Source organism: Dysgonomonas sp. 37-18, from assembly GCF_001899125.1.
GTDB lineage: Bacteria > Bacteroidota > Bacteroidia > Bacteroidales > Dysgonomonadaceae > Dysgonomonas.
The window spans coordinates 325,553-339,420 of record NZ_MKVC01000023.1 but is presented as its reverse complement, the minus strand read 5'-3'; the positions used below and the strand labels follow the sequence as shown (position 1 = coordinate 339,420).

12 protein-coding genes are annotated in these 13,868 nt (G+C 37.6%); 4 read left to right on the top strand and 8 right to left on the bottom strand.

Annotation, left to right across the window (positions count from 1 at the left end; translation table 11 throughout):
• Window positions 1-4: 4 nt before the first annotated feature.
• The 4 genes from BGO84_RS09150 to BGO84_RS09135 form a co-directional block, all read right to left on the bottom strand.
• Window positions 5-454 carry a hypothetical protein gene (locus BGO84_RS09150; protein WP_291028883.1) on the bottom strand — a complete coding sequence of 150 codons (450 nt, stop codon included), beginning with the start codon at window positions 452-454 and terminating at the stop codon, window positions 5-7.
• Window positions 455-462: 8 nt separating this feature from the next.
• Window positions 463-1,086, bottom strand: coding sequence for a recombination mediator RecR (gene recR / locus BGO84_RS09145; protein WP_283686040.1), 624 nt, complete (start codon window positions 1,084-1,086; stop codon window positions 463-465).
• Window positions 1,087-1,220: 134 nt separating this feature from the next.
• Window positions 1,221-2,045, bottom strand: a complete 825-nt coding sequence (locus BGO84_RS09140) for an endonuclease VIII (protein ID WP_291028882.1) — start codon at window positions 2,043-2,045, stop codon at window positions 1,221-1,223.
• Between the two features lie 35 nt (window positions 2,046-2,080).
• The gene (locus BGO84_RS09135; protein ID WP_283686038.1) at window positions 2,081-4,450 is read right to left on the bottom strand and encodes a cation:proton antiporter; all 2,370 of its coding nucleotides are present in this window, start codon (window positions 4,448-4,450) and stop codon (window positions 2,081-2,083) included.
• A gap of 330 nt (window positions 4,451-4,780) precedes the next feature.
• On the opposite strand from BGO84_RS09135, the gene BGO84_RS09130 reads away from it, so the two are divergent.
• A complete protein-coding gene (locus BGO84_RS09130) occupies window positions 4,781-5,953 on the top strand; it encodes an OmpA family protein (protein WP_291028881.1) in 1,173 nt (390 codons plus the stop codon).
• Window positions 5,954-6,028: 75 nt separating this feature from the next.
• On the opposite strand, the gene BGO84_RS09125 is transcribed toward BGO84_RS09130, so the two are convergent.
• Entirely contained in the window at window positions 6,029-6,856 is an 828-nt protein-coding gene (locus BGO84_RS09125; RefSeq protein WP_283686036.1) for a TerC family protein, read from the bottom strand.
• Between the two features lie 357 nt (window positions 6,857-7,213).
• On the opposite strand from BGO84_RS09125, the gene BGO84_RS09120 reads away from it, so the two are divergent.
• Window positions 7,214-8,455 carry an HD domain-containing protein gene (locus BGO84_RS09120; protein WP_291028880.1) on the top strand — a complete coding sequence of 414 codons (1,242 nt, stop codon included), beginning with the start codon at window positions 7,214-7,216 and terminating at the stop codon, window positions 8,453-8,455.
• A 30-nt stretch (window positions 8,456-8,485) separates the two neighbouring features.
• Complete coding sequence (gene tilS, locus BGO84_RS09115) at window positions 8,486-9,811, top strand: tRNA lysidine(34) synthetase TilS (RefSeq protein ID WP_291028879.1); 1,326 nt, start codon at window positions 8,486-8,488, stop codon at window positions 9,809-9,811.
• Between the two features lie 54 nt (window positions 9,812-9,865).
• Here the strand turns inward: tilS and BGO84_RS09110 are convergent, their stop codons facing one another.
• From BGO84_RS09110 to BGO84_RS09100, 3 genes are all read right to left on the bottom strand, one after another.
• Window positions 9,866-10,348, bottom strand: coding sequence for a hypothetical protein (locus tag BGO84_RS09110; RefSeq protein WP_291028878.1), 483 nt, complete (start codon window positions 10,346-10,348; stop codon window positions 9,866-9,868).
• Between the two features lie 67 nt (window positions 10,349-10,415).
• Entirely contained in the window at window positions 10,416-12,032 is a 1,617-nt protein-coding gene (locus tag BGO84_RS09105; protein WP_006843088.1) for an ABC-F family ATP-binding cassette domain-containing protein, read from the bottom strand.
• Between the two features lie 168 nt (window positions 12,033-12,200).
• Window positions 12,201-13,394 (bottom strand): lactonase family protein, encoded by a 1,194-nt coding sequence (locus tag BGO84_RS09100; RefSeq protein ID WP_291028877.1) that lies wholly within the window; start codon window positions 13,392-13,394, stop codon window positions 12,201-12,203.
• A 180-nt stretch (window positions 13,395-13,574) separates the two neighbouring features.
• On the opposite strand from BGO84_RS09100, the gene BGO84_RS09095 reads away from it, so the two are divergent.
• Window positions 13,575-13,835, top strand: coding sequence for a type B 50S ribosomal protein L31 (locus BGO84_RS09095; RefSeq protein ID WP_006843090.1), 261 nt, complete (start codon window positions 13,575-13,577; stop codon window positions 13,833-13,835).
• Window positions 13,836-13,868: the final 33 nt, after the last annotated feature.

Here is a 13,868-nt window from a genome sequence, read left to right as displayed (position 1 = left end):
TTATTTAATCTTTTATTTCTGATGTAGTATCGTTAGCTTCTTCTAAGGTCTTTCGGTTAGGATAACAAAAAAACAATGCAAATATAATTATAATTGTCATATACACAGAGTTCTTTGAATTAAACAGATACAGTCCGGCTATGTTCAATATAGCCGCCGCATCTAGCACAAACATACGCAGAATATAGGCAGGAAGATACTTCTCGAGAAACTTCTTGTGCTCCAACTCTGCTATCCTCCGATACTGAGTATGGAATAGTTTCAATGCGATTGGAATACTAGCCAACGATATTAGAATTGTATATTGTTCAAATACAACATTCGTATTTGTAGCGGTACCAAAAGTTAAACCTTTAGAGAATAATATAAATATTAAAACAGTCAACAGCAAAAGAATGTTCGCCCAGAATAACAACATTAATGTTTTAAATAGCTTTCGTTCTTTATTCTCCATTATGATTCTTACAATTTATATGACTCATTAAACAATGTCCTGTTCAGGATAGAGCGTCCCAATGTTACTTCATCTGCATATTCTATTTCATCTCCGATAGAAATCCCCCGTGCAATCATGGAAACCTTTATGTCGAAAGATGATAATTTCTTATAGATATAGAAGTTGGTGGTATCGCCTTCCATCGTAGTACTCAATGCCAAAATAATTTCTTTCACATCACCCTTGGCTACACGTGCCACCAGGCTGTCTATCTCCAGATCGGAAGGGCCTATTCCATCTATCGGGGATATGATACCTCCCAACACATGATACAAGCCTTTGAATTGCATTGTATTCTCAATAGCCATTACCTCTTTTATATTCTCTACAACACAGATGGTAGCTGCATCACGAGACTTATCCAAACAGATAGGGCAAATATCGTCATCACATATATTATGACAAACATTGCAATACTTTACTTCATGCTTCAAAGAAACCAATGCCTGAGCGAAACCTTCCACCATAGCATTGTCCTGTCTCAACAGATGCAAAATCAACCTCAAAGCCGTTTTACGCCCTATGCCGGGAAGCTTTGCGAATTCATTTACTGCATTTTCTAATAAAGCTGATGGATATTTTTGATTCATGATGCCTGAAAATTTTCGGATGCAAAGATAAGAATTATTTAAGGGATTTTCTCACTGATTCAAGACATCTTAAATCTATTTAAATATTATAAGAAGGTATTTTTAATACAATTAGAGAACAAGGCAGGCAACTTTCACTCTTTCTGACAACTCGGACAAAAGTAGATTGTACCACCCAAATATGCCTCCTTTACAATATCGATTCCACAGATGGGGCATGGCTCTTTGTATGTTTTCTTGGATAAAAGGGTTCTATATTTACCCCAATTACCATAAAAATCCTTTTCAGTATCACGGCCTCCTTTATCGGTCATATTGCGCAAAGTAACCTTCAGCGAATGGAACAAATCTCCTTTTTCGAGATCAGACATTGTAGATATTTTCCGTTTGGGATGCATTCCGGCTTTGAAAAAGACATCTTGTAAAACGCCATTACCCAAACCGGGAATTCGTTGTTGAGTACCAAGTAAGGCCTTTACCGACATATCTTTTTGTACACCGGCAAAGATTGAATCAAAATACGCCTCATCAAAAGCGTCGCTCAATGGGGAAATACTGTTCAGACTTCCGGCATGATATACATTTTGCAACTGTCCCTTATAGGCATATATGGCTCCATACATAGATACTGTAAAAGCAAGACATGTCATATCCTCGAACAATATCAAGAGCTGATGTTTCACCGGATACGTCTCGGTTGCCGTATAATATTTCAGGTTTGTACCATCACTTATCGAAATATAAGTATCCTTGTCGCAGATAATATCAACAAAGGCTCCATGCCCTCTTGCTGATTCTACTTCTCGCCCAACAAGTATATTACGATACAAAGCTGGGTTGCCATTGTACCATGTAAATTTGTGTGGACTGGTTGCCTGAATAACTTTTGCTATTCGTTTTCCTGTCAGGATGGTTTCAGCTTGTGAACTTATCGTTGCCGATTCGGGTATTTCTATCATACCTACACTTATAGGTTAATAATATAATAGTAGTTTTAGGATGCAATCGATGATGCTTTTATATTTTCCTCAAACGAATTTAGTTTATTTTTCTCACCCGCCAACCATATTACGTCGCCTTCTTGGAACACAAAGCCGGAAGTGAAATTGATAATAGATTCATCTCCCCTATCGATACCGATCACCATACATTCTGTTTTTTCGCGGATACCGGCATCTACAATAGATTTATCAATAAGCGGAGATCCCGGTTCTACAAGATACTGGGATAAACATATATGATATTCGGCTTCTTCCTCCATGAGCAAATCCTGCTCGGTCTTTTCCTCCAAGTATTGAGACAGCTTTTGCATTTCCTCATCGGAGCCCGAAACAACTAATTTATCAAATGGATATATACGTGTGTTCCCATCAGGTATATTAATCTTATTGCATCCTCTTACGATGGTTACAATATTTACACCTGTTTTTTGTCTAAAGTCTAATTCCCGCAAGGTTTTTCCGATATTGGAAAACGACTGAGAAATTTCAAATTCAGCGATATGAATATTCTTCGAACGCAGGTCATTCGCTACGGTTGGTAGAATTGCTGCATTTTTCTCTTTTAGTTTTTGTTTCAGGTTTAGATTTTCAAGAAATCGTGCCTCGATCCTACGGGACTGAGCCTTAAACCCTTGAGAGAATATAATCAACGTTACAACAACCAATGAGATAATAACCATCAATACTGTAAGCCTTGGGAATAGAGGAATCAATACCATTAGCACTAATACAATACAAATAATAATACGGAACACAATCAGCGAAACCAATGCCCCTCTGTTGAGTCGGTTATCCTTCCACAGATTTTTGAACTCTTCGGAGCGATTTTTCTTCATCATAATGGCACGCAAGAATGGAGCCATCAGAGTGAGTGTGATAATCGCTGCTAAAATCTGCCCCCAGATACTTCCGGGAACGTACTCTACAATATATGGTGTGATAAAATTCTGGAACACCAACAAGATAGCCAAAGATATAGTGAAATATACAGCGACTAAAGTGAGTATGCTTTTGAGTAATTTCTTCCAGTCATTTTGCTTATTCACGGTATCGTATCCCGATGCTCCATATCCATCTTTAATCTTGGCAAATTTATCGGGAACCCTCTTTTCCAACCAGCCGTATGCCGTATCGGAGAGCTTAATACAATACGGAGTAGTGAATGTTGTAATTACCGACACTGCTACTATGATCGGATACAGTGTATCTGTAATAACACCAAGACTAACGCCCAAAGTAGCTATAATAAAGGAGAACTCCCCTATCTGTGCGAGACTGAATCCCGACTGCATCGCCACTTTCAGGCTCTCACCCGAAGCCATGACACCTAATGTTGCAAAAATAATCCGTCCGATAAGCACAACCAAAGTAAGAATTATCACCAGCACGCCATATTCGGCAATAATAGCCGGATCGATCATCATACCCACAGATACGAAGAAGACAGCACCAAACAGATTCTTCAAAGGCTCCATGAGGTGCTCGATATGTTTAGACTCGATTGTCTCTGCCAATATAGACCCCATTATAAAAGCACCTAAAGCGGCCGAAAAGCCAACAATAGAAGCAAAAAGAACCATACCAAGGCAAAGCCCGATTGCCACAATTAACAAGGTCTCATCATTCAAATACTTTTTCAGTTTTTTGAGTATTGTGGGTATCATATAAATACCTACAATAAACCAAATAAGCATAAAGAAGAACAGTTTTACGACACTGTTTGCCAATTCACCGCTCTCTATATGCTGGCTCGATGCAAATGTTGTCAACAAAACCATCATTATGATGGCTGCAATATCCTCAACAATAAGCATCCCGAACACGATTCCTGCAAACTTTTTCTTTTGCAGCCCCATATCATTAAAAGCCTTGATGATAATAGTAGTAGACGACATAGAGAGCATACAGCCCAGATAAATGCTATCCATCCGGGTCCAATCATCTATGAGATTTACAATGAATAGCTGCCCCGCCAGGTAGCCAATTATTATCATAGAACCCAAGTTGATAAGAGTAGCAATAGAAGCTTTACCGCCAACGTCCATCAGTTTTTTGAAACTAAATTCGAGACCCAAAGCAAAAAGTAGAAAAATTACACCGATCTCTGCCCAGATGCCGACATTACCCATATCGGATATTTCAGGTAGGGTTTTGAATATAGATCTTACACTTTCATCCGATGCTCCCGATATATCTATAACGAGTTTCTCTATGAATTTTTTGAAGTGGAGACTTGCCAAAAATCCTGCAACAATGTACCCCAATACGACAGGTTGTTTTAGCCATTTGAATATAATAGTAACTATTCCGGCAGTTATTAATATAATTGCCAGATCACTTATAAAATCAGGAAGGTGAGCCATATAATTTTATTTTCTGCAATAAAAATTCAGTATAATTTGATATAAAAATATTCGTTCTTGTTAATAGAACGTACAAAAATGAGGTTTTTTCGATGTCTAAAATTATCAAAAAAAAATGATTCTCGAAAATAAATAACCAAAAAGTCATAAATTGCATCCTTCGCTACTTTTACTTATTTTATCATTTTTATTGCATCAACAATATATTTATATTAGCTTTGGTGCTAGTTTTTTTAGGTTCGATGTAAAAAAAACACTTACATAACATAATGATTCAAAACAATCCAGCTCTATTTTTACACTACAGACTGGAATTAAAACACAAAAAAAATGAAAAAGATTATTTTATTAATTGTTTCCGTCATTATAGCAGGAAGCTATAGTTTTGCACAAGAGAAGGCTTATGCCCCAACGTCTTTTTGGGATCATTGGTTTATACAAGGTCAGGTCGGAGGATCTTATACCGTAAGCGAATTCCATAGCAAAGCTAAGTTTGGAGATATCATAACTCCTCATGTAGCTATATCGGCAGGAAAATATTTCTCACCTGTAGCCGGAGCGCGTCTACAAGTAGGTGGATGGCAATCGAAAAACTATCATGAATATACGTTAAATAAACAAGCGAAAACCGGAACTTACAAAGTGGACTACATACAAACAAGCGTTGATGGTTTGCTTAATTTAACAAATCTATTCATGCCTTATAGCCCGGAGAGAGGTTTTAACCTGATTGGTATTGCCGGTATCGGTTATGCTCATGGCTTTGGAAAAGATAATATCGAAGGATTGGGAAGCATAGGCAGAACGAACAGTATTATACCACGTGTCGGATTTCAAGGAGACTTCCGTATAAGCGAAGCGGTAAGCCTTAACCTTGAGGTAATAGGCAACCTATATCCTGATAACTTCAATGGTGTGGTAGCCGACAAAAAATATGATGGTATTGTAAGCGCTCTTATAGGTCTTACTTACAACTTCACCAAAGGCGGGTTTAAGATGGTTGATGAAGCAGACCCTGCTGCAATCAGATCAATGAACGATAAGATCAACGAACTAAGAGGACAAATAGGAAGCAAAGATTCGGAAATCAGCAGATTAAAACAAGAGCTGGCCGTTAAACCTGAACCTCAGATCGTAATAGAAAAGACGAAAGAGATCAAGGAACAAACAGAAGTATTGATGAATGCTGTTGTTGTATTCCATATTGGTAGTGCAAAACTTGAAAAGAATCAAGATATCAACATTTACAATGCAGCCCGTTATCTGAAGGATAATCCACAGGTAAATGTTATAGTAACAGGATATGCCGACAAGAGCACAGGCACACCTGCTATCAATCAAAGACTTTCTGAACAACGTGCTGAGGCTGTAGCTAATGTGCTTATTGAAGAGTATGGTATCTCAAGAAGCAGAATAACAACCAAAGCCAGCGGAGATAAAGAACAACTATTCCCTACAGATCAGTGGAATCGTGTTGTCGTATTTACTGCCGTTACAAAGTAAAAAGTTATTGCAAAAATAAACAAGAGGCTACCTCACTTTTGATGAGGCAGCTTCTTGTCATATAAGAACATTCAATTATTTTTCTTTTTCTACAATTTCAGAATCAATAAGCTTTACAGGCTTTGATTTTTTGCGAAGCTTCATATTCAGAAACTCTACCAGCAAAGAGAATGCAATGGCAAAATAAATATATCCTTTAGGTATTTCACCCACCACTGTTCCAAATATAGATAGGCTAGATAAATGTGCTGCTTCTACTATTAGCATAACCCCTATCAATATCAGAAAAGAAAGTCCCAACATCTGAATAGTGGGATGATCATTTACAAAACGGCTTACCGGCCCGGAGAATAACAGCATTACCATTACAGCCAAAACGACAGCCGTTACCATTATGGTCATAGCCCCCACATAGCCAAACTCGCTGAAGCTTACAAGTCCAACAGCAGTAAGTACACTATCAAAAGAGAAAACAATGTCAAGTGCCACGATCTGGGCAATAACTCCCCAAAAACTGGTTTTTGACCCGGTTGTAACCGAATCACTTTCGCCTTCTAATTTATGATGTATTTCAGTCACACTTTTATATAACAAGAAAAGCCCTCCTACTAATATAATGATACTCTGCCCCGATATAGACCCATCGAGCCATTGTGTATCAAAACTAATAATAGGCTTGGTGAGCTTCATCAGCCACGATATACAAAAGAGCAAGGCAATACGAAAAAGCATAGCCAAAATAAGACCCACAGTACGGGCTTTGGGCTGCTCTTTGGCAGGAAGCTTAGCTGATACTATAGACAAAAATACAATATTGTCTATACCAAGTACAATTTCCAGAAAGGATAAAGTCAGAAGTGCAATCCACGCACTAGGCAAAAAGAACGTTTCTAGAATTTCCATCTTTATTTTTTTGTGTCAAAATTAATAAACATTTTGACACAAAAAAGAATCAATGTTTTTTTTCGAGATAGTCTTTTATAACAGCATTTCCGTCTGTCTTTATCAATCCCAGCATATACTGAATCTTAAGCTGTAGTTTTTTTAGTTTTGTTTTTAGTTTTATCTTCAATTTTGCTTTCTTAATACATTCTCAAGAGACAAATATAAAACACAAAATATACATATACAACTTATTAGGTTAAATATTAACTTCGTTTAATTTTATTTTTGTCACGGCTACATATTAAAAAACATATTTATAAAATATGATGTATCTTTGTTTAAATATCAATAAATACATATAATCTCACAATATAGATGGCCATAAAGAAAAAGATAATCAACGACCCTGTTTTTGGTTTTATTACGATACCGAACCTGTTTTTATATAAACTGATTCAGCATCCTCTCCTCCAGCGGCTAAACCGTATCAGGCAAATGGGATTAGCTTTTTTTGTATATCCCGGAGCACAACACACACGCCTACACCATTCCATAGGGGCTATGTACCTGATGGATGAGGCAATAAAGGTTTTACGAATAAAGGGGCATGAAATAACAGACGAGGAGGCAAATGGAGCGTTAGCCTGCATATTGTTACACGATGTGGGTCATGGGCCTTTCTCTCATGCGTTAGAACATACGTTGACAAATGGTATTCATCACGAAGATTTTTCTTTGGCGCTTATGAATTACCTAAACAAAGAACTAAAAGGGGAATTAAGCACATGTATATCAATATTCAAGAATGATTATCCAAAGAAATTCCTGCACCAGTTAGTCAGCGGGCAGCTCGATGTTGATCGCCTCGACTATCTTCGCCGTGATAGCTTTTTTACAGGTGTAACCGAAGGAAATATCGGTTCGGCTCGTATCATAAAAATGCTTGATCTAAAAAACGACAAACTGGTAGTAGAAGCAAAAGGCATTTACTCTATCGAAAACTTTCTGACCTCGCGTCGGTTGATGTATTGGCAGGTCTACCTTCACAAGACGGCTGTTGCCGCCGAAAAGATGTTGATAAAAGTTCTGATACGAGCTAAGGAATTAACAAACAATGGGGTTAACTTATTTGCATCTCCTGCTTTGCAATATTTTTTGCAAAAAAACATAGATAAAGCTTATTTCGAAAAGAAAATGGACGAAGTACTGCTTCACTTTGTTAAGTTAGATGATAATGACATTTGGAGCGCACTAAAGGTATGGGCTGATCACGATGATGTTGTATTATCCAAATTGAGTGATTGCCTTGTAAACAGAAAATTGTTTAAGATAGAAATAACGAATGAAGAGCTTCCGGCCTCCTATATACAGAAGTATATAGAGCGATATATGAGTGAATTTAATATTACAGAAAATGAAGCGTCCTATTTCTGTTCATCAGATGTTATCTACACGAATATGTATAATGAAGTGGATGACAGCATCGATATTTTATACAATGATGGCACAATAAAAGACATATCCGAGGCTTCGGACATGCTCAATATACAACTGCTATCAAAAAAAGTAGAAAAGCACTATTTTTCCTATCTTAAAATATTACCAACAAACAATTAAAATAAAGATATATTACTTTTGTACTTAATTATGAATATAGTACAGGTCGAACAATATATAGACGAGAACCAACTGTTAGAAGAGGGTAGCAAGGTTATTGTAGGGGTTAGCGGTGGAGCCGACTCTGTCGCTCTACTGGATATCCTGCACACGTTGAAATATAAGTGTGTGGTGGCACATTGCAACTTTCATCTTCGGGGAGAAGAGTCTAATCGTGATGCTTTTTTTGTAGAAGAATTATGCCAAAAGTACAATCTTAAATATGAAAGGATAGATTTCGATACAGAGGCCTATGCCGAAATTCATTCTATTTCGATAGAAATGGCAGCAAGAGAGTTGCGATATAACTGGTTTGAACAAATAAGAACAATCCACCTGGCTGATAAGATTGCAGTTGCACATCATCGTGACGATTCGGTAGAAACCATACTGCTAAATCTGATCAGAGGAACGGGAATTAGAGGATTGACCGGAATAGCTGCCCAAAACAATAACATCATTCGCCCTCTTCTATGCCTCAGCAGAAAAGACATCTTAGAGTATCTTAAAGACAGGGGATTGAAATATGTAGATGATAGCACCAACAATGAGGACTTGTATACACGTAATAAGATAAGGCTAAATATTATCCCATTACTGGAAACTATCAACCCATCGGTAAAAGATTCTATTATCCGTACAGGCGATCATTTATCGCAGGTGGAGAATATATATAATTTTTATATCCAACAGGTAAAGGCCGATGTGTTGAATGACGATAGCATCAACATCCGAACGCTGATTAAATATTTAGAGCCGGAAGCGATACTCTATGAGTTGCTTGCTCCTTACAATTTTAATACAGCAACGGTAAGACAAATTTTTGAATCGATAATAAGTCAGTCCGGGAAGATATTTTACTCCGACACCCACAAGCTGATTAAGGATAGGGAATACTTTATAATAAAGAAAAGAGAGAAACTCTCAGTAGACAGCTTTCTGATAAGGGAAGAAGATTGCTTGATGAGCTATCCATTACAGCTATCTATCGAAACAATCCAAATAGATAATGGCTTTGTAATAGAGAAAAATAAAAACATTCTCTATCTGGATAAAGATAAAATAAAATTCCCGCTAACACTCAGAAGGTGGCATCAAGGCGATTGGTTTATCCCATTCGGAATGAAGGGCAAGAAAAAGGTGAGCGATTATTTCACCGATCAGAAATTTAGTTTGTTCGAGAAAGAAGAAGCCTGGCTACTTTGCTCAGAAAATGATATTGTGTGGATTGTCGGCGAACGTTCCGATGATCGATTTAAGATAGACAAATCTACCAAGCAAATCCTAAAAATACAGATAACAGATAATACTTTATAAAAAAAGCACCTCTATCTATAAAAAGATGAGGTGCTTTTGTATTTAGTTAGATATTTATTTCAATTCGTATCCGGCTTCCTTAGCGTAAGCTTTTTGGGTATTTGCTAACTGCTCAAAACTCGCATTATAAGCATCCATTTTAGCATCATATGCGTCCGAAATTTTATCGAACTCTTCGTCCGAAGATTCTTCTGTTAAAGTGGTAAATTTCCTTCCGGCTTCTACGATTGCTCTTAGATCTTGGTATGTTTTCAAAGCAGCGTTTTTAAATTCCTCTGCACCTTTTGGAGCTTCTAAGGCTTTCACAATATCCAGTTCTGCATCAATCTTCACCAATGCACTATCTGTTGCAGCAGCAATACTTTCATAAGAACCGGAAGCAATAGCCGCAGAAAGAGTCTCTGTATACGAATCGCTTACATGAGAAATCGTCTCATTTGCCTTTACAATCGTATCGTTAAATTTAACAGGAGATGTTCCTCCACAAGAAGCTAAAATAAGACTTACTGTGAGTAATGATAATAATAATTTTTTCATTTCTAATTATGTTAAGATTTTTAATAAGAAATCAAAGATAGCTAAAACATATATTGAAGCCAATCTTTTAGGAAGATAAGGCTCTCTTCTTAGCCAAGAACTCTTTGATTCCTCCGATATGCTCACGCACTTTTTTATCCGAAAATTCATAGACTTTTGTCACCAGCCCATCCAAGAAATCACGGTCGTGAGAAACAAGGATAACTGTTCCATCATAGTCTAGTAAAGCATTCTTCAGAACCTCTTTAGTCTTCAAGTCCAAATGGTTTGTAGGCTCATCGAGAATAAGCAGATTTACAGGTTCGAGCAACAGCTTTATCATAGCTAAGCGTGTTCTCTCCCCTCCCGAAAGCACTTTTACTTTCTTCTCCGAATCGTCCCTGTTAAACATAAACGCTCCCAGAATATTACGAATTTGAGTACGTATATCACCTTCGGCAACCCGATCGATAGTCTCAAAGACTGTCAGATCTTCATCTAACAAATCAGCCTGGTTCTGTGCAAAATAACCAACCTGTACATTATGTCCTAAAAGTATACTGCCATCGTATGATGTTTCGCCCATCACGCATTTTACAAATGTAGATTTTCCTTCTCCGTTCTTTCCTGCCAAAGCAATTTTCTCGCCACGCTCTATCATCAGATTGGCATTTTCAAAAACCAGATAGTCATCATATTTTTTCGTTACCATATCTACTGTCAACGGATAATTACCTGAACGAGTAGCCGGCTGGAAGCGAATACGGATTTGCGATTTGTCTTCTTCATCTATCTCCACACGCTCCATCTTTTCCAATTGACGGATACGGCTTTGAACAAGCACCGCTTTAGCCGCTTGCGCTCTAAAGCGTTCTATAAATTCTTCTATCTCGGCTATCTGTTTTTGTTGAGCCTCCCATGCATGTATCTGTTGTTGGCGACGTTCCTGTCTGAGCTCTACATATTTAGAGTAGTTTACCTTATAGTCGTAAATACGCCCCATGGTTAACTCAATCGTACGTGTAGTTACCGCATCGATAAAAGCACGGTCGTGGGAAATAAGAACCACAGCTTTTGCCTGAGTATTTATAAAGTCTTCGAGCCAACCAATAGATTCTATATCAAGGTGATTTGTAGGCTCATCGAGCAACATCACATCCGGATTACTCAACAAGAGTTTAGCAAGCTCGATACGCATACGCCATCCTCCACTAAATTCGTTGGTAGGACGATCGAGATCGGCACGCTTAAAACCCAGACCAAGTAATGCTTTTTCTACTTCACCTTCAAAGTTGACGTCTTCTACCATTGCCAAGCGTTCGTGGGCATGAGTAAAGTCATCTATCAGTTTGGCATAATCATCAGATTCGTAGTCGGTACGTGTTTCCAACTGCTTATTCATATCCTCAATCTTTGCTTGCAGATCGAAGATATAAGAGAATGCTAAAGATGCTTCTTCACGCACTGTACGCTCATCGGTAATTTTCATTACCTGAGGAAGATACCCCACGGTAACACCATCAGGCCCGGTTATCGTCCCTCTGAAGTGCGTATTGACACCTGCCAGAATTTTGAGCATAGTACTCTTTCCTGCCCCATTCTTACCAACAAGCGCAATTTTATCTTTATCATTAATGATATAGCTGATATTATCGAACAATACTCTATCCCCTAACTCAACTTTTAAGCTGTCAACAATTAACATCGAATCTGTATTTTATTTTTTGAAGGTGCAAAGGTAGAGAAAAATAAGACACGAAATATCAAAACGAATTACTGTTAATCGTTATCGTTGGAAATAGCAAAGAGAAGAGGCGACCATCTCCTCTCTTCTGAATAATAAAAAGATAAGTAATATTTTTTTAGCCTTACCTTACTTGAAAGAAGTAAATTTCAGGCAAACAGGCATATCCAGTTCTATATCCTTATATGTATTTTCCAAAAGGCCTGTAGCCCTGTCTATAAGGAATATTTGGATGACATCGTTATCACGACTTGCCACCAATAAGAATTTACCATTCGGAGTAATCACGAAATTACGTGGATGCACTCCTGTTTCCTGATAGCCAACTTTGGTTAACTTACCATCTGCCTGATTTATAGAGAATATTGCGATACCATCTCCTTTCAGGCGGTTGGATGCATAAAGGAATTTGCCGTCAGGCGACACATGAATATCAGCACTACCCTTTGCGCCAAGTGTATCAGCTTGGATTGTTTGAATCTGAGTCAGATTACCGGCGTTAGCATCGTAGTTGAATGCGATAACAGCGCCCGAAAGTTCATTAATAAGGTATGCATACTTTCCATTCGGATGAAAATCAAGATGTCTTGGTCCCGATCCGGGTGCTACATCAAAAGCAGCAGGTGTTCCTACTTTGAGATAGTTCCCCTCATTACTTTCATTTATCGCGAATTTATGTATTTTATCTGTTCCCAAATCATCGGCAAACAAATATTTTCCATCAGGAGAATAACGTACACAGTGTAGGTGAGGCGCTTTTTGACGTTCTGCATCAGCTCCTTTTCCAGTAAACCGAATCAATTGAGCAGCAGTAGTCAGCGTTCCGTCACCATTAATATTAAAGGCTGTAATACTACCACCCGAATAATTAGCGGTAACAACATGCTTGTCGGTTTTGTCGAGCTCTATATAACAAGGGTCTGCTCCACCTGTCAATTGCGAATTTAGAAGTTTTAGAGTGCCATCTTTCTTATCGAAAACGAAAGCATTGGCTGCAGCTTTTGCGTCTCCGGTTTCGGAAACAGAATAAACATGCGTACCTTCTTTATTGATAGTAAGGTATGATGGATTGGTCACCTTAACCACACTTTTATATTTGGAAAAACCTGAAACGGTATCAAATTGATAAACATAAATACCTTCGCTCTCGCCTGTTGTATATGTACCTACCAGCAGGTACAAACTTGTTTCGTCTGAGATCGTTTCTGCACTCATATTTGTTGTACCCGACGGATCAATATTTGAATTATCCACATTTGTTTTTTGTTTGCAAGAAATAAGGGAAAGAACAGCGAAAGCTGAAAATAAAATATATTTACGCATAATACTCTATTTTATGTAAAAGATGAACCTGAAAAATGTTTACTAGAACAAAAGAAGGCAAAAATTATTAGTTTACGGCATTTTTTCAATACAAAATTCAAAAGAAATATTTTGCTTTAATAAGATTAAAAAGCTATCTTTGTCGGCTGAAAAAGAAGAAACAATTTAAACTACTATAAAATGAAGAAAGATATTCATCCAGCAAACTATCGTCCGGTTGCTTTCAAGGATATGTCAAACGATGAGGTATTTATTTCACGTTCAACTATCAATGCTAAAGAAACTATCGACATAGATGGTGTTACTTATCCATTGGTGAAGCTTGAAATCACAAGTTCTTCTCACCCGTTCTATACAGGAAAACAAAAACTTGTAGATACAGCAGGACGTGTTGATAAGTTTATGAACCGTTACGCTAAGCGTACACAACCAAAGAAATAATTGTAATTTAATTACAAGTTAACTAAAAAAGGC

Coding starts and splice junctions, on each gene's coding strand:
- BGO84_RS09105 (WP_006843088.1), bottom strand. CDS start 12,032: ATGTTAATTGTTGACAGCTTAAAAGTTGAGTTAGGGGATAGAGTATTG.
- BGO84_RS09120 (WP_291028880.1), top strand. CDS start 7,214: ATGGCCATAAAGAAAAAGATAATCAACGACCCTGTTTTTGGTTTTATT.
- BGO84_RS09095 (WP_006843090.1), top strand. CDS start 13,575: ATGAAGAAAGATATTCATCCAGCAAACTATCGTCCGGTTGCTTTCAAG.
- BGO84_RS09135 (WP_283686038.1), bottom strand. CDS start 4,450: ATGGCTCACCTTCCTGATTTTATAAGTGATCTGGCAATTATATTAATA.
- BGO84_RS09110 (WP_291028878.1), bottom strand. CDS start 10,348: ATGAAAAAATTATTATTATCATTACTCACAGTAAGTCTTATTTTAGCT.
- BGO84_RS09125 (WP_283686036.1), bottom strand. CDS start 6,856: ATGGAAATTCTAGAAACGTTCTTTTTGCCTAGTGCGTGGATTGCACTT.
- BGO84_RS09100 (WP_291028877.1), bottom strand. CDS start 13,394: ATGCGTAAATATATTTTATTTTCAGCTTTCGCTGTTCTTTCCCTTATT.
- BGO84_RS09150 (WP_291028883.1), bottom strand. CDS start 454: ATGGAGAATAAAGAACGAAAGCTATTTAAAACATTAATGTTGTTATTC.
- BGO84_RS09140 (WP_291028882.1), bottom strand. CDS start 2,045: ATGATAGAAATACCCGAATCGGCAACGATAAGTTCACAAGCTGAAACC.
- BGO84_RS09130 (WP_291028881.1), top strand. CDS start 4,781: ATGAAAAAGATTATTTTATTAATTGTTTCCGTCATTATAGCAGGAAGC.
- tilS (WP_291028879.1), top strand. CDS start 8,486: ATGAATATAGTACAGGTCGAACAATATATAGACGAGAACCAACTGTTA.
- recR (WP_283686040.1), bottom strand. CDS start 1,086: ATGAATCAAAAATATCCATCAGCTTTATTAGAAAATGCAGTAAATGAA.